The sequence below is a fragment of the Klebsiella sp. EMBS2024 genome (assembly GCF_036233805.1).
Taxonomy (GTDB): Bacteria; Pseudomonadota; Gammaproteobacteria; order Enterobacterales; family Enterobacteriaceae; genus Klebsiella; species Klebsiella pneumoniae.
On sequence record NZ_JAZARW010000001.1, the window covers coordinates 1,182,195 to 1,198,732 of the forward strand.

Annotated in this window: 14 protein-coding genes; 6 read left to right on the plus strand and 8 right to left on the minus strand. The window is 59.4% G+C overall.

The window, feature by feature from the left end:
• Positions 1-4: 4 nt before the first annotated feature.
• The 5 genes from VZP09_RS05270 to rutA are packed head-to-tail and all read right to left on the minus strand — an operon-like array spanning position 5 to position 3,578.
• On the minus strand, positions 5-595 hold the full coding sequence (locus VZP09_RS05270) for a malonic semialdehyde reductase (protein ID WP_002898814.1): 591 nt from the start codon (positions 593-595) through the stop codon (positions 5-7).
• Entirely contained in the window at positions 592-1,395 is an 804-nt protein-coding gene (gene rutD / locus VZP09_RS05275; protein ID WP_004183620.1) for a pyrimidine utilization protein D, read from the minus strand. The genes VZP09_RS05270 and rutD overlap by 4 nt, the downstream gene beginning before the upstream one ends.
• The gene (gene rutC, locus VZP09_RS05280; RefSeq protein WP_002898877.1) at positions 1,392-1,784 is read right to left on the minus strand and encodes a pyrimidine utilization protein C; all 393 of its coding nucleotides are present in this window, start codon (positions 1,782-1,784) and stop codon (positions 1,392-1,394) included. The genes rutD and rutC overlap by 4 nt, the downstream gene beginning before the upstream one ends.
• Entirely contained in the window at positions 1,777-2,487 is a 711-nt protein-coding gene (gene rutB, locus VZP09_RS05285) for a pyrimidine utilization protein B (RefSeq protein ID WP_004224061.1), read from the minus strand. The genes rutC and rutB overlap by 8 nt, the downstream gene beginning before the upstream one ends.
• Entirely contained in the window at positions 2,487-3,578 is a 1,092-nt protein-coding gene (rutA, locus tag VZP09_RS05290; protein ID WP_004179293.1) for a pyrimidine utilization protein A, read from the minus strand. Before rutA ends, rutB begins: the two co-directional genes overlap by 1 nt.
• A gap of 284 nt (positions 3,579-3,862) precedes the next feature.
• On the opposite strand from rutA, the gene rutR reads away from it, so the two are divergent.
• Positions 3,863-4,501, plus strand: coding sequence for an HTH-type transcriptional regulator RutR (rutR, locus tag VZP09_RS05295; protein WP_002898883.1), 639 nt, complete (start codon positions 3,863-3,865; stop codon positions 4,499-4,501).
• On the opposite strand, the gene VZP09_RS05300 is transcribed toward rutR, so the two are convergent.
• Together VZP09_RS05300 and putA are read right to left on the minus strand one after the other, a co-directional pair.
• Positions 4,498-4,893, minus strand: a complete 396-nt coding sequence (locus VZP09_RS05300; RefSeq protein WP_002898886.1) for a lysozyme inhibitor LprI family protein — start codon at positions 4,891-4,893, stop codon at positions 4,498-4,500. The genes rutR and VZP09_RS05300 overlap by 4 nt on opposite strands.
• 185 nt (positions 4,894-5,078) lie before the next feature.
• Positions 5,079-9,041 (minus strand): trifunctional transcriptional regulator/proline dehydrogenase/L-glutamate gamma-semialdehyde dehydrogenase, encoded by a 3,963-nt coding sequence (gene putA, locus VZP09_RS05305; protein ID WP_020317005.1) that lies wholly within the window; start codon positions 9,039-9,041, stop codon positions 5,079-5,081.
• A gap of 421 nt (positions 9,042-9,462) precedes the next feature.
• Between putA and putP the strand changes: the two genes are divergently transcribed.
• Positions 9,463-10,971, plus strand: coding sequence for a sodium/proline symporter PutP (gene putP, locus VZP09_RS05310; RefSeq protein WP_004147889.1), 1,509 nt, complete (start codon positions 9,463-9,465; stop codon positions 10,969-10,971).
• A 134-nt stretch (positions 10,972-11,105) separates the two neighbouring features.
• Positions 11,106-11,540: a DUF3574 domain-containing protein gene (locus tag VZP09_RS05315; RefSeq protein WP_004150827.1), complete on the plus strand. Its 435-nt coding sequence runs from the start codon at positions 11,106-11,108 to the stop codon at positions 11,538-11,540.
• Between the two features lie 31 nt (positions 11,541-11,571).
• Here VZP09_RS05315 and VZP09_RS05320 read toward each other — a convergent pair whose 3' ends face one another.
• Positions 11,572-12,756 (minus strand): NupC/NupG family nucleoside CNT transporter, encoded by a 1,185-nt coding sequence (locus VZP09_RS05320; protein ID WP_328794941.1) that lies wholly within the window; start codon positions 12,754-12,756, stop codon positions 11,572-11,574.
• A gap of 270 nt (positions 12,757-13,026) precedes the next feature.
• Here VZP09_RS05320 and efeU point away from each other — a divergent pair, with 270 nt between their 5' ends.
• From efeU to efeB, 3 genes are all read left to right on the plus strand, one after another.
• Positions 13,027-13,857 (plus strand): iron uptake transporter permease EfeU, encoded by an 831-nt coding sequence (gene efeU / locus VZP09_RS05325; protein WP_002898913.1) that lies wholly within the window; start codon positions 13,027-13,029, stop codon positions 13,855-13,857.
• 51 nt (positions 13,858-13,908) lie between these two features.
• Positions 13,909-15,036, plus strand: a complete 1,128-nt coding sequence (gene efeO, locus VZP09_RS05330; protein WP_328794942.1) for an iron uptake system protein EfeO — start codon at positions 13,909-13,911, stop codon at positions 15,034-15,036.
• A gap of 4 nt (positions 15,037-15,040) precedes the next feature.
• A complete protein-coding gene (efeB, locus tag VZP09_RS05335) occupies positions 15,041-16,324 on the plus strand; it encodes an iron uptake transporter deferrochelatase/peroxidase subunit (RefSeq protein ID WP_004147893.1) in 1,284 nt (427 codons plus the stop codon).
• The last annotated feature ends 214 nt before the right edge of the window (positions 16,325-16,538 follow it).

Genomic DNA, 16,538 nt, shown 5'->3' on the forward strand with positions numbered 1-16,538 from the left:
CTCCTTATGCCAGCAGGCAGGCTTCATCAAAGGACAGGCGCGGCAGGCGGCCGTACAGCTTGCCGGGGTCGCCATAGCCGATGTTCACCAGCAGGTTGCTTTTCCAGCCGTTGTCGGCAAAAAATGCCGCGTCGACTTTTTCCCGGTCAAAACCGGACATTGGCCCGGTGTCGAGGCCCAGCGCCCGGCAGGCAAAAATCAGATACGCCGCCTGCAGGGAGCTGTTGCGAAACGCGGTCTCTTCCGCCAGTTGCGGGCTGGAGGTAAACCAGCTGCGGGCGTCACCGTGGGGAAACAGGGTCGGCAGCCGGTCGTAGAAGGCGCTATCCCACGCCACGATGGCGGTCACCGGCGCCTGCATGGTTTTCTGCAGATTGCCGCTGGAGAGCGTCGGGCGAAGTTTCTCTTTGCCTTCCGCGCTGCGCACGAACACGATGCGCGCTGGCGAACAGTTGGCAGAAGTCGGCCCCATTTTCATCAGGTCCCAGACGGCCTGCAGCTGCGCATCGCTCACTGGCTTATCCAGCCAGCCGTTGTGGGTCCGGGCCTGGGTAAACAGCGTCTCGCAGGCCGTGTGGTTTATTGCGTCGTTCATCGGGTCTCCCTGGCGACCGGCAGCATAGCGGACAGCCCGTCGCGTAAAATGGTATTAAAGGTATCGGCGTCGGTGACGTTACAGGCATGGCCGCCCCACGGCATTTCCACGAGCTGGCTGCCGGGGATCGCCGTCTGCAGCACGCGGGAGCAGGAGGCGGGGACCAGCAGGTCGTCAGCGGCGCTGATAATCAGCGTCGGGCAGGCGATGGCCGCCGCACGGCGTGAAAAATCAGCCTGCTTCAGGGCCTGTAGCCGCTTCAGCAGATTCTCTTTGCCCTGAAAATGGCTGATGGCAAGCGCATCTTCCGCTTCGAGGCGCGGCAGGCGCGCGGCCATCCATTCCGCCGGGTAGAGAAATAGCGGCTGCGCTTCGACCCACGCCTGTGCGCCGCCGGCATGCAGCAGACGCTCGCGCACCTGGAAGCAGCGGCGGGTATGCGGCGACAGCGACAGCCAGCCGTTGACCAGCGCCAGGGCGCTCACCGCCTCGGGGCGATCGAGCGCCAGCTGCAGGCCAATCAGCGCCCCCAGGGCGTGGCCCACCAGCGCGAAGCGGGCGATCCCCGCCGCTTGCAGAGCGCTGAACAGCTCCCCGGCCATCGTCGCCAGGCTGTAGTCGGCGGGCAGCGGACCGGCGTTCTCCCCGGTCCCGTTATGGTCATAACTCACCAGCTGATACTGTTCCTCCAGCGCCGCGCGCTGCGCCAGCCAGTAGCCGCCGCCCCCGCCCAGACCGGCGCTGAGGACCACCACCGGCGCGCCGGGCCACGGAGCCGGAGCAATATTGAGCCTCATCATGTCGGGGTACCGATATGGGCGACGCTGGCGATTTCCACCAGCGCATCGGGCTTCACCAGTCCGCACTGAATGCAGAAGCGCGCCGGTTTATCGCCGGGGAAGAACTCGGCGTAGACCTCGTTAATCGCGGCGTAATTTGTCCAGTCGGTGATAAAGATGCTGTTGAAAGTCACATCCGCCATACTCCCGCCCGCCGTTTCGATAACGCTCCTGATGGTCTCCAGCACGTGGCGGGTTTGCGCCTTTGGGTCGCCGATGTGCACCACATTGTTTTGCTTATCAAACGGCAGGGTGCCCGAGACGTAGACCACCCCGTCGGCGAGCGTCCCCGGAACAAAGGGGGCAATCGGCGCGGTGGTGCCTGGCGGAATAATCACCTGTTTAGGCATAACGTTTCTCCTTGGCTAAAGCCAGCGGGGTGGCGGGGGACAGCGCGTGGCAGAAGCTCTCGACGTCGCTGACCCAGCCGAAAAAGGTTTCAATATTGAACAGCGCCGCCTGCTGGGCGAAGGCCGGGCCGGCCTGATGGGTGGCATCCTCCAGCACGATGCCGAAGTATTCGAGAAAGAAGCCATCGCGCAGCGTCGATTCGACGCAGACGTTGGTGGCGATCCCGGTGAACACCAGGTGGCGTATGCCGCGGCTGCGCAAAATGCTGTCGAGCGGGGTGTTAAAGAAGCCGCTGTAGCGCGGTTTCGGCAACACGATATCGCCTTCCTGCGGCGTCAGCTCGTCCACCAGCTGATAATCCCAGCCGCCTTTCGCCAGCAGCTTGCCCTGCAGCTCCGGACGCTGACGCATCGTTTTCAGCGCGTTGGATTTGTGATAGTTCGGCGAGCCCGGGCCGCCGGCTTCAACATACTGGTCATCCCAGCCATTCTGGAACCAGATAATCAACATACCCGCGGCGCGAGCGGCGGCGACGGCGGTATTAATATTGTCGATAACCGGCCGGGTAGCGGAGACGTCAAAGCCGGCGAGATCCAGATAACCGCCCTGGCTGGCGTAGGCGTTCTGCATATCGACCACAATCAGCGCGCTCTGCTGCGGCGCGAAGGTCAGGGATTCCGGGCGAGCGGGAAGGGTAATCATCAGGCCACCTCACGGGTAACAGAAGCAATGTGGTTCCGGCAGCGCATCAGCGGCTGAATGCGTTCGCCAAAGGCGTCAATGCCGGCAAGAAAATCATCAAAGGTCAGCAGCACGCCGTCGGTGCCGGGCACGCTCGCTACTTCATCAAGCATACGGGCGACGCTGGCATACGATCCGACCAGGGTGCCCATGTTAATGTTGACCGCCGAGGTGGGGTCGGCCATCTGGCGCACGTTGGTATCGCTGCCGGAGCGGGTATCTTTCTGACTCTGCTCGGTGAGCCACGCCAGCGCTTCTTCATCGGCGCCCGCTTTGTAATGTTCCCATTTGGCGCGCGCCGCCTCGTCGGTTTCGTCGGCGATCACCATGAACAGCACATAGGACCCCACGTCGCGGCCGGTTTTTTCCGCCGCCTGCATCATGCGTGCGGCGGTCGGGGCAAAGGCCGTTGGCGTGTTGACCCCTTTGCCAAAGCAAAAGTTGTAGTCCGCATGCTGGGCGGAGAAGGCCATCCCGGCATCGCTCTGCCCGGCGCAGATCACCTTCATCGGCTGCGACGGGCGCGGGCTGACCCGGCAGTCGTTCATGGTGAAGTAGTCACCTTTGAAATCGCTGCGCCCGGTGCCCCACAGGTCACGGAGCACCTGGACGTATTCGGTGAGATAGTCATAGCGGCTGGCGAAATAGTCATCTCCCGGCCACATGCCCATCTGGTCATATTCCGGTTTTTGCCAGCCGGTCACCAGATTGACGCCAAACCGGCCGCCGGAGATGGAGTCGATAGTGGAGGCCATCCGGGCGACAATCGCCGGCGGCAGCGTCAGGGTGGCGGCGGTGGCGTAGATCTGGATCTTCGAGGTCACCGCGGCCAGACCGGCCATCAGGGTGAAGGACTCCAGGTTGTGATCCCAGAATTCAGTTTTCCCGCCGAAGCCGCGCAGTTTGATCATGGAGAGCGCGAAGTCGAAATGGTAGTGCTCGGCCTTCTGCACGATGGCCTTATTCAGTTCAAAGGTCGGCATATACTGCGGGGCATGGGTGGAGATCAGCCAGCCGTTGTTGCCAATGGGAACGAAAACACCAATTTTCATACCTACCTCTCTGCAGTCATGGAAGATGGGTTGCGATGGTGCGGCATCCTGCCTCTCCCTGGACCACCTCGCAGAAAAGGTAAAGCAAAGGCGATGCCAGTTTTATAAATGCTAATGTTATTAATGTGTTACTTTTGAGTTGCTAAAAAGGACGGTAAAAAAGTGGACTGGATGGTCAAAATCAGTGCACGAAAAAACGGCAGTCATGCGCAATCAGGGTGCATGGGGTCGTGTCGGCGCAGGGCTTTTGCTATGCTGGTGGCGTCAACTGAAGGAGAGGATGTATGGCACAGGGCGCGGTGAAGAAAAGCGGCAAACGTTCACAAGCGGTCAGCGCCAAAAAGGAGGCCATCCTGGCCGCCGCGCTGGAGGCATTTTCGCAATTTGGTATTCACGGTACGCGGCTGGAGCAGGTGGCTGAGCGCGCCGGGGTATCGAAAACCAATCTGCTCTATTACTACCCTTCGAAAGAGGCGCTGTATGTGGCAGTCCTGCAGCAGATCCTCGCCATCTGGCTGGCGCCGCTGAAGGCCTTTCGTGAGGATATCAGCCCGCTGGTGGCGATCCGTGAATATATTCGCCTGAAGCTGGAGGTGTCCCGCGATCATCCCCAGGCCTCGAAGCTCTTCTGCCTCGAGATGCTGCAGGGGGCGCCGCTGCTGATGGGCGAACTGACCGGGGATCTGAAAGCGCTGGTCGACGAAAAATCGGCGATAGTCTCCGGCTGGATCGACCGCGGCAAGCTGGCGCCGGTCGATCCACAGCATTTAATCTTTATGATCTGGGCTACCACCCAGCATTACGCCGACTTCGCCACCCAGGTGGAGGCGGTCACCGGCGCCACGCTGCAGGATGCGGCCTTTTTTGAACAAACGGTCGATAATGTCCAGCGGATGATTATCGAAGGCATTCGCGTCCGTTAATTGGCGGGCGGCAGCGGGCAGCTTTGATCGCCATCCTCGCACTGTAGCAGCGAGGCGAGGAAAGACTCCCGCTCCACGCTCTTATCGGTCATGCACTGGCTGACCAGCATTGGCTGCATGCTGCCGCCTTCGGCGCCGGACGCGAGAAAGGCGCAGTCGGCGTCGCGTAAGGCGATCCATGCCTGCTGCGCCTGCTTCAGTAATGTCTGTTGTTTACCCACCGCCCGCTGCAGGGCCTGCTGCCAGGTGTCGTTCAGTTTTTTATCGGCCGCCTGATACTGCGCGGCCGCGCACTGATTCATTTCGGTTTGGGTGTTGGCGCTGCTGCACTCGTCCGCCAGCGCCGCGCCGCTGGCCAGCAGGGCCATCACGGCAAATAACGTGCGTTTCATTGTTCTGCTCCCATAAAAAAGGCTCCCGTCCGGGAGCCTTAATTAAACACAGCTGACGTCGGCTGTCATTAGCTGATCGCAGCGCAGACTGATTGCCCGGATGGCGGCGCNCCGCNCCTTATCCGGGCTACCNTTNGGCGGTGNTANGTAGCCCCGGTAAGCGNAGCGCCACCGGGGAGCCCGTTTTAGCCGATGGTCATCAGGCTGGCGTTACCGCCTGCCGCCGCGGTGTTAACGCTCAGCGAACGCTCGATATACAACCGCTCCAGCAGCAGATTGGTTTCGCCGCGGGCGAAGCCCTGCACGGAGACAATCGCCCCGTCGCGCGCCGCCACCTGCTCGCACAGCTCGCGCAGCTGGTCGGAATCGCCGTGGTAGATAACCGCGTCGAAGGCCTGGCCAGGCAACTGCTCCGCTTTGGCAAAGCGAATGCGCTCGCTGACCTCCCGCGGCAGTTTCTTCGCCAGATCGCGCTGCAGGGCGCTGTCCGGCCACAGTACTTCACAACCCACCGCCAGCACAGCCGCCAGCTGGATCAGCGCATCCTGTTCGTTATCCGCTACGCACAGCACGCGCTCGCGCGGCATCAGCGTCAGGGTGTTGCGCTCGCCGGTTGGCCCCGGCAGCAGGCGTTGGGTGCCGCTTTGCGCCTGCTCGCTGTACTGCTGGCACAGCGCCTGCAGCTCAGGACGGCCCGCGGCCCACTGCTGCAGCGCCTGCAGCGGTTTTTCCAGCAGCGTTTTCAGCTGGGCGTCCAGCGGACGCTCCGCATCCTGGCGGGCGAAGGTTACGCCAACCGCGTCCTGTGGACGGCTGGAGAGCAGACGGTACAGATACAGCGGACCGCCGGCTTTCGGACCGGTACCGGACAGCCCTTCGCCGCCGAACGGCTGCACGCCGACCACCGCGCCAACCATATTGCGGTTGACGTACAGGTTGCCCACCTTCGCGCTGCCGGTGACCTGGGCGATGGTTTCGTCGATACGGGTATGCACGCCGAGGGTCAGGCCGTAGCCAGAGGCGTTAATCTGCTCGACCAGTTTGTCCAGCTCGTTACGGTTATAGCGCACCACGTGCAGTACCGGGCCGAAGACCTCTTTTTTCAGCTCGTCGAAGCTGTCGAGCTCGATAAGCGTCGGCGGCACGAAGGTCCCGTGACGCCATTCGCGGGCGTCTTCGCTATTCTCACGCACCGCCTGGTAGACGGTGCGGCCTTTGGCGCGCATCGCCTGAATATGGCGTTCGATATTCTCTTTCGCTTCCGCATCGATAACCGGACCGATATCGGTGGTCAGGCGCCCCGGATTGCCCATCCGGCACTCGCTCATGGCGCCGCGCAGCATGGTTAAGGTGTGATCGGCGACCTCTTCCTGCAGGCAAAGCACGCGCAGGGCGGAGCAGCGCTGGCCGGCGCTGTCGAACGCGGAAGCCAGCACGTCGATCACTACCTGCTCGGTGAGCGCCGACGAATCGACGATCATCGCGTTCATCCCGCCGGTTTCGGCGATCAGCGGCGTCGGGCGGCCCTGGGGATCGAGGCGGCTGGCGATATTGCGCTGCAGCAGGGTGGCCACTTCGGTGGAGCCGGTGAACATCACGCCGCGTACGCGCTCATCGGAGGTTAGCGCGGCGCCCACGGTCTCCCCGCGGCCCGGCAGCAGTTGAATAACGCCCGGCGGCACGCCGGCTTCCAGCAGAATCGCCACGCCCTGGGCGGCGATAAGCGGCGTCTGCTCGGCAGGTTTCGCCAGCACGCTGTTGCCGGCCGCCAGCGCGGCGGCAATCTGGCCGGTGAAGATCGCCAGCGGGAAGTTCCACGGGCTGATACAGACCACCGGACCCAGCGGGCGGTGAGTTTCATTATCGAAATCGTCGCGCACCTGGCCGGCGTAATAGTGCAGGAAGTCAACGGCTTCGCGCACTTCAGCGATGGCGTTGCTGAAGGTTTTACCCGCCTCGCGCACCAGGATCCCCATCAGGGTCGGCATTTGGCTTTCCATCAGCACCGCGGCGCGCTCAAGAATGGCGGCGCGCTCCTGCGGCGGAGTGGCGAACCAGATCGGCGCATTGTTGATAGCGCTGGTCAGCGCCTGCTGCACTTCAGCGTCGCTGGCTTCGCGGACGTAGCCGACGATATCTTTCGGCTCTGCCGGGTTAACCACCGGCTGCATCTCGCCTTCGGCCACCGGCTGCTCCAGCATCGGCAATGCGTGCCATTTATGCAGCGCGCTGTTGAGCAGGGAAGAGGAGAGGGAGGCCAGACGGTGCTCGTTCGCCAGATCGAGACCGGCGGAGTTGCTCCGGCCGCTGCCGTAGAGATCGCGCGGCAGCGGGATTTTCGGATGCGGCAGGCCGGCCTGGCCTTCCTGCTGCGCCAGTTTTTCTACCGCGCTGACCGGGTCGGCCACCAGCTCGTCCAGCGGCAGGGTATTGTCCGCGATACGGTTGACGAAAGAGGTATTGGCGCCGTTTTCCAGCAGACGGCGCACCAGATACGCCAGCAGCGTCTCGTGGGTGCCCACCGGGGCGTAGATCCGGCACGGACGGTTCAGCTTGCCGTCAGCGACCTTGCCCACTACCTGCTCGTACAGCGGTTCGCCCATGCCGTGCAGGCACTGGAACTCATACTGGCCCGGGTAGTAGTTCTGGCCCGCCAGCTGGTAGATAGCCGCCAGAGTATGGGCGTTATGGGTGGCAAACTGCGGGTAAATCAGGTTCGGCACCGCCAGCAGCTTCTTCGCGCAGGCGAGGTAGGAGACGTCGGTGTAAACCTTGCGGGTGTATACCGGATAGCCTTCGAGACCTTCCATCTGCGCGCGTTTAATTTCGCTATCCCAGTAGGCGCCTTTCACCAGACGGATCATCAGGCGACGGCGGCTGCGGGTGGCGAGGTCAATCAGGTAATCAATGACAAACGGACAGCGCTTCTGGTATGCCTGAATCACGAAGCCAATCCCGTTCCAGCCGGCCAGTTCCGGCTCGAAGCACAGTTTTTCCAGCAGGTCGAGGGAGATCTCCAGACGGTCGGCCTCTTCGGCGTCAATATTGATGCCGATGTCATACTGGCGCGCCAGCAGGGTCAGCGATTTCAGCCGCGGGTAAAGCTCTTCCATCACCCGGTCATACTGCGCGCGGCTGTAGCGCGGGTGCAGCGCGGAGAGCTTAATGGAGATACCCGGACCTTCATAAATGCCGCGGCCGTTGGAGGCTTTGCCGATGGCATGGATCGCCTGCTGATAAGAAACCATATAGGCCTGGGCGTCAGCGGCGGTCAGGGCGGCTTCGCCGAGCATATCGTAGGAGTAGCGGAACCCTTTTTCTTCCAGCTTGCGGGCGTTGGCCAGCGCTTCGGCGATGGTTTCCCCGGTGACGAACTGCTCGCCCATCAGGCGCATCGCCATATCCACGCCTTTGCGGATCAGCGGTTCGCCGCTCTTGCCGATGATGCGGTTCAGGGAGCGGGAGAGGCTGGTCTCGTTATGGGTCGACACCAGTTTTCCGGTGAACAGCAGCCCCCAGGTGGCGGCGTTGACGAACAGCGACGGGCTGCGGCCGATGTGCGACTGCCAGTTGCCGTTGCTGATTTTGTCGCGGATCAGCGCATCGCGGGTGGCTTTATCCGGAATACGCAGCAGGGCTTCCGCCAGGCACATCAGCGCCACCCCTTCCTGTGAAGAGAGGGAGAACTCCTGCAGCAGGCTCTGCACCATGCCGGCGCGGCCGCTGGCGGTTTTCTGGTTGCGCAGTTTTTCCGCCAGCTGATACGCCAGCTTGTGCGCCTGTTCGCCCAGCGGCTGCGGCAGACGGGCCTGCTCCAGCAGCATCGGTACCGCGTCGGTTTCCGGACGTCGCCAGGCGGCGGTGATCGCCGCGCGGCTCACCGACTGCGGCAGGATCTGCTCGGCGAATTCGAGAAACGGCTGATAGGGCTCTTCCGTTGGTTCGCTGGCGTCATCGCTTTCGTTGGCGGCCCCGGAGAGCAGGGCCGGCAGCTCAGGCAGCGTCTCGTCGTTCTCCAGTTTTTCCAGATAATTAAAGATGGCCTGCTTAATCAGCCAGTGCGGCGTGCGGTCAATACGGCTCGCGGCGGATTTAATGCGCTCGCGGGTTGCGTCGTCAAGCTTAACACCCATGGTGGTGGTGCCCATGCTCAAAACTCCTGTCATTTATCGTTAGGCTTATGCGGTTGCATGGAAATATCCACTATGTTGCAACTTTGTGCAACCTTGTTAATTGTGGCTTGTGACGGAAGCCGTGAAATGGCTAATTTGTTAAAAATAACCCCTAAAATAGCAGAAATTTAACCCCGGGCTCATAGGGTATTTGTATGCGTGAGTTAACACTTTTGTTTGGTGCAACCTTTAAAAACGTGAGAGAGTGCAACCTCTAACAAATTGACGTTTTGCGCCGTCGGTTTTTCGTGTAAATGCTGTGTTAAATCGTTTGTGAAAAACCGAAGCTTCCGTCAGGATACGGTCGCCCAATTAAACAATGCGCCATTACCCCGTTCCGGTAGTGGAAAAAAACGACGAAGTTGGACGCTGTCGATAAAAATTCTGGAGACTTTGCATGGCTATTAGCACACCGATGCTGGTGACATTTATTGTTTATATTTTTGGTATGGTATTGATAGGGTTTATTGCCTGGCGTTCGACCAAAAACTTCGATGATTATATTCTCGGGGGAAGGAGTCTGGGGCCATTTGTGACCGCGCTTTCCGCAGGGGCGTCGGATATGAGCGGCTGGCTGCTGATGGGCCTGCCAGGGGCGATTTTTCTCTCCGGGATTTCCGAAAGCTGGATCGCCATTGGCTTAACGCTGGGGGCGTGGATTAACTGGAAGCTGGTGGCCGGTCGCCTGCGCGTGCATACCGAGGTGAATAATAACGCCCTGACGCTGCCCGATTATTTTACCGGCCGTTTTGAAGATAAAAGCCGGGTGCTGAGAATTATTTCGGCGCTGGTTATTCTGCTGTTCTTTACCATCTATTGCGCTTCAGGAATTGTCGCGGGGGCGCGTCTGTTTGAAAGCACCTTCGGCATGAGTTATGAAACCGCACTGTGGGCCGGGGCGGCGGCGACGATTATCTATACCTTCGTCGGCGGCTTCCTCGCCGTTAGCTGGACCGATACCGTGCAGGCCAGCCTGATGATTTTCGCGCTGATCCTCACCCCGGTGATCGTGATTATTTCCGTCGGCGGCTTTGGCGATTCGCTGGAAGTGATTAAGCAGAAGAGCATCGAAAATATCGACATGCTGAAAGGGCTGAACTTCGTGGCGATTATCTCGCTGATGGGCTGGGGGCTGGGTTATTTCGGTCAGCCGCATATTCTGGCGCGCTTTATGGCGGCGGATTCGCACCACAGCATCGTTCACGCACGTCGCATTAGTATGACCTGGATGATCCTCTGCCTCGGCGGGGCGGTGGCCGTCGGCTTCTTTGGCATCGCCTACTTCAATAACAACCCGAGCCTGGCGGGCGCGGTTAACCAGAACGCCGAGCGCGTGTTTATCGAACTGGCGCAAATTCTGTTTAACCCGTGGATTGCCGGGATCCTGCTGTCGGCGATTCTGGCGGCGGTGATGTCCACCCTGAGCTGTCAGCTGCTGGTCTGCTCGAGCGCAATTACCGAAGACCTGTATAAAGCCTTCCTGCGGAAAAACGCCGGTCAGAAAGAGCTGGTGTGGGTGGGCCGTATGATGGTGCTGGTGGTTGCCCTGGTGGCCATTGCCCTGGCGGCCAATCCGGAAAACCGCGTGCTGGGTCTGGTGAGCTACGCCTGGGCTGGCTTCGGCGCCGCCTTTGGCCCGGTGGTCCTGTTCTCGGTAATGTGGTCGCGCATGACCCGTAACGGCGCGCTGGCCGGGATGGTGATTGGCGCCCTGACCGTGATCGTCTGGAAGCAGTTTGGCTGGCTGGGCCTGTATGAAATTATTCCGGGCTTCGTCTTCGGCAGCATCGGGATTGTGGTCTTTAGCCTGCTGGATAAAGCGCCGTCGGCCAGCATGCAGCAGCGCTTTGCCGAAGCGGATGCCCACTACCATACGCCGCCGCCGGTACGCGCCACGGCTGAGTAAGATCATCTGATGCTCACGAGCCCGCCGCTGGCGGGCTTTTTATTGCCTGGTGCCGTGCCGGAATATTATAACCCTTGCTAATTATCTGAAAATCCGCTGATATTTCCTGACTAATAACAATGAGGATAGCAAAGATGACGTTCAGACAGGGTGCAATGGCGCTGGTGCTGGCAGGGTTACTCAGCGGCTGCGTGGCGGGTGGAAGTTCATCCACCAGCGCGCCGAAGCCCGGCGTCTGCCCGGCGGATAAGTCCATGGTGCAAACCACGCTTTACTTCGGTCTGAGCCGCCCGGCGGGGAAAGACATCACCGCTGAAGAGTGGCAACAGTTTGTCGACCGTGACGTCACGCCGCGCTTTCGCGACGGGCTGACGGTGTTTGATGCCCACGGCCAGTGGCTTGGCCAGAATGGTCAGGTGGTGCGGGAGCAGAGCAAGGCGCTGATGGTGATCCATGGGCATGACGCGCAGAGCGAGGCCGGTATTGAGGCTCTGCGCCAGGGCTATAAATCACGCTTCGCGCAGGAGTCGGTGATGCGTGTCGACCAGCCGGTCTGCGTGCAGTTCTGAGTAAACGGCGGGGGCAGCCCCGCCGTTTGTTTTACAGCACCAGCCCGGCGAAGCTGGCGGAAAGCAGGCTCACCAGCGTGGCGCTATACACCAGCCGCAGGCCGAAGCGGGAGACGATATTGCCCTGCGGTTCATTCAGGCCTTTGATCGCCCCGGCGATAATGCCGATCGAGGCAAAGTTGGCAAACGACACCAGGAATACCGAGAGAATGCCGAGCCCGCGAGGGGTCATGCTGGCGGCAATCTTTTGCAGCTCAATCATCGCCACAAATTCGTTAGCGACCAGTTTGGTGGCCATGATGCTGCCGGCGTTTAGCGCATCGCTCAGCGGGATGCCGATAAGCCACGCCAGCGGATAAAAGACGTAGCCGAGGATCTGCTGGAAGCTGAGACCAAACAGGGTGGCGAACAGCGCATTAATGGCGCTGATCAGGGCGATAAAACCGATCAGCATCGCCAGAATAATCATCGCCACTTTAAAGCCGGCCAGAATATATTCCCCGAGCATTTCAAAGAAACTCTGCGATTCATGCAGCTTCTCGAGTTTTATTTCCTGCTCGCTGCCCGGCCGCGTCGGGTTAATTACCGACAGCACGATAAAGGTGCTGAACATATTGAGGATCAGCGCTGNGACGACATATTTGGCGTCCAGCATGGTCATATAGGCGCCGACAATCGACAGCGATACGGTCGACATGGCCGTCGCCGCCATAGTGAACAGTCGCCGTGAGGAGAGGTCGCCCAGTACGCCCTTGTAGGCAATGAAGTTCTCCGACTGGCCGAGGATCAGCGAGCTGACGGCGTTGAAAGATTCCAGCTTACCCATGCCGTTTACTTTCGACAGCAGGGTGCCAATCACGCGAATAAAAATCGGCAGGATCCGCCAGTGCTGGAGAATACCAATCAGCGCGGAAATAAACACAATCGGACACAGGACGCCCAGGAAAATAAAGGCTAAGCCTTTTTCGCTCATGCCGCCAAAGACGAAATTGGTCCCTTCGGCGGCAAAACCTAACAGCGAAGCAAAAAAGCCGGAAATATTTTTTACCAGCCACAGGCCGCTTTCGGCGTGCAGGAAAAAGAAAGCGAGCGCTATTTCGATAATAATCAACTGGAGAATATAACGAATACGAATTTTTTGTCTGTCGTAGCTGACAAGCCAGGCCAGGGCGAGGATCACCGCCAGCGCCAGCAGGAAATGAAAAAATGCAGTCATGTTGTTCTTTTCGCAAGTCAATAAGGCCGCCATTTAGCCATAGCCGCTACGGCGGGTAAATATCTGGCGTAAAAAATCCTTTGCTTATTCTTTCCCTTCATAACAGGCGAATATTTTCATAAGTCATTATTTGTCAGCGATTTATTTACAACTGATCATCATTCTCTGCACATTTCGCTTGTGTTTCTGAGCATTGTAATGATAATCACTATCATAAATATTACCTGTTTTTGCATTCGTTGACGGTGCTTTACATTTAAGGGTATTGGCATGTTTGTCCCATTTCTCATTATGTTACGCGAAGGCCTGGAGGCGGCGCTGATTGTCAGCCTGATCGCCAGCTATCTGAAACGCACCCAGCGCGGCAACTGGATTGGCGTGATGTGGATTGGCGTGATCCTCGCGGCGGCGCTATGTCTTGGCTTAGGCATCTTTATCAACGAAACCACCGGTGAATTTCCTCAGCGTGAACAGGAGCTGTTCGAAGGGATCGTCGCGGTCATTGCGGTGGTGATCCTGACGTGGATGGTCTTCTGGATGCGCAATGTCTCACGCAACGTCAAGCAGCAGCTGGAGCAGGCCGTGGACAAGGCGCTGCAGCGCGGTAATCACCACGGCTGGGCGCTAGTGATGATGGTCTTTTTCGCGGTCGCCCGTGAGGGGCTGGAGTCGGTCTTCTTTCTGCTGGCGGCCTTCCAGCAGGATGTCGGCATCTGGCCGCCGCTGGGGGCGCTGCTGGGTCTGGCCACCGCTATCGTGCTGGGCTTCCTGATCTACTGGGGCGGTATCCGCCTTAACCTTGGCGTGTTCTTCAAATGGACCAGCCTGTTTATTCTGCTGGTGGCCGCTGGCCTGGCCGCGGGGGCGATCCGCGCCTTCCACGAGGCGGGCCTGTGGAACCTGTTCCAGGATACCGCCTTCGATCTGAGCAACGTGCTGTCGACGCATACGCTGTTCGGCACGCTGCTGGAAGGGATCTTCGGTTATCAGGAGACGCCGAGCGTCAGCGAAGTGGCTGTCTATCTGCTTTATCTGATCCCGGCGCTGGTGCTGTTTGCCCTGCCGCCGCGGAATAATACCACTGCCTCGCGGGCTGCCTGACCGGGCGCTGCGAGCTTATAAGCGACACTCTACTTACCGAAAGGGATGATCATGATGATTCATTTTCGCCGTAATGCGCTGCGGGTGACCGTGGCCGCGCTGCTCAGCTCTGCATTTGGTGCTCAGGCTGCGGATATCCCGCAGGTCAAAGTCACCGTCAACGACAAGCAGTGCGAGCCGATGCAGGTGACCGTTAACGCGGGTAAAACCCAGTTTATTATTCAGAACCACAGCCAGAAAGCGCTGGAGTGGGAGATTCTGAAAGGGGTGATGGTGGTGGAAGAGCGCGAAAACATCGCTCCGGGCTTTACTCAGAAGCTCACCGCGAACCTGCAGCCGGGCGAATATGACATGACCTGTGGCCTGCTCACCAACCCGAAAGGCAAACTGATCGTCACCGGCGCCGCCACCAAAGACGCGGCGAAAGCGGATGCGGTGCTGAGCCTCGGCGACGCGATCACCGCCTATAAAGCCTATGTGACGGCGGAAACCGCGCAGCTGGTTAGCGGCACCAAAGCCTTTACCGACGCGGTGAAAGCCGGCGATATCGAAAAAGCGAAAGCGCTGTACGCCCCGACGCGTCAGCATTACGAGCGCATCGAGCCCATTGCCGAGCTGTTCTCTGACCTTGACGGCAGCATCGACGCCCGCGAAGACGACTTCGAGAAAAAAGCGGAAGATCCGAAATTTACCGGTTTCCNCCGTCTGGAAAAAGCGCTGTTTGGCGATAACAGCGTCAAGGGGATGGAAAAATATGCCGATCAGCTGAACAGCGATGTGCTGGAGCTGCAAAAGCGTATCAGCGAGCTGGCGTTCCCGCCGTCAAAAGTCGTGGGCGGCGCGGCAGGATTAATTGAGGAAGTCGCGGCCAGCAAGATCAGCGGTGAAGAAGATCGCTACAGCCATACCGATCTGTGGGACTTCCAGGCCAACATTGACGGCGCGCAGAAAATTGTCGACCTGCTGCGCCCGCAGCTGCAAAAAGAGAACAGCGCGCTGCTGGCGAAAGTGGACGCCAACTTTAAGAAAGTGGACAGCATCCTCAGCAAATATCGCACCAAAGACGGTTTCGAGACCTACGATAAGCTGACCACCGCCGACCGTAATGCGCTGAAAGGGCCGATCACCACCCTGGCGGAAGATCTGGCTCAGCTGCGCGGGATCCTGGGGCTGGACTAAGTCGATGGCACAGCAGAAACCCCACGACGTGAACGAGCCGTCACGTCGTCGCTTACTGAAAGGGATCGGCGCGCTTGGCGGCGCGCTGGCCATCACCGGCGGCTGCCCGGTAGCGCATGCGGCAAAAGCGGAAAGTTCCCCGGGGACGCTCACACCCGACGCGCGCCAGGAAAAGCAGCCATTCTATGGCCGGCATCAGGCGGGCATTCTGACGCCGCAGCAGGCTTCGATGATGCTGGTGGCCTTCGATGTGCTGGCGGCTGATAAAGCCGACCTCGAGCGGCTGTTTCGACTGCTGACCCAGCGTATCGCCTTTTTAACCCAGGGCGGCCCGGCGCCGGACACGCCGAATCCGCGGCTGCCGCCGATGGATTCCGGCATCCTGGGGCCGTGGATTGCGCCAGATAACCTGACCATCACCGTCTCGGTCGGCCATTCGCTATTTGATGAGCGCTTTGGCCTGGCGGATAAAGCACCGAAAAAGCTGCAGCCGATGACCCGCTTCCCCAACGATTCGCTGGATGCCGCGCTGTGCCATGGCGACCTGCTGCTGCAGATCTGCGCCAATACTCAGGATACGGTGATCCACGCCCTGCGTGATGTCATCAAACATACGCCGGATCTGCTGAGCGTGCGCTGGAAGCGGGAAGGGTTTATCTCCGACAGCGCGGCGCGTAGCAAAGGCAAAGAGACCCCCATCAACCTGTTGGGGTTTAAGGACGGCACCGCTAACCCGGCGAGCCACGACAGCGCGCTGATGGATAAGGTAGTGTGGGTGACAGCCGATCAGGACGAGCCGGCCTGGACCGTGGGCGGCAGCTATCAGGCGGCGCGCATCATCCAGTTTCACGTGGAGTTCTGGGATCGGACGCCGCTCAAGGAGCAGCAGACGATCTTTGGTCGCGACAAGCACACCGGTGCGCCGCTGGGGATGAAAAACGAACACGATACCCCGGATTACAGTAAAGATCCTAACGGCGAAGTCATTGCGCTGGATAGCCATATTCGTCTGGCCAATCCCCGCACGCCGGAAACCCAGTCCAGCCTGATGATGCGCCGCGGCTACAGCTATTCGCTGGGGGTTACTAACGCCGGACAACTGGATATGGGGCTGTTATTCGTTTGCTATCAGCACGATCTGGAAAAGGGTTTTCTGACGGTGCAGAAACGGCTTAACGGCGAGGCGCTGGAGGAGTATGTCAAACCGATCGGCGGGGGCTACTTCTTTGTTTTACCCGGCGTAGTTGATGAAAAACACTATCTGGGAGAGTCGCTGCTGCAGGCCTGATACCGACCCTGCCCGTAAGGGCAGGGCGTTTTCTGCTGTTTTTCTCATTTTTCTTATATTTCCTGCCATGTGTTATATTTCTGTAATACAAATGACCGATAGTCTCCTACACTTGCTTAAGAACTATTTGTTGCGTCATTGTGAAAAATAAGTTGCATTAAGAATCTTTTTTGATGTACTTATTACATACGCGGTAGTTCCCGGCAGTGTGACG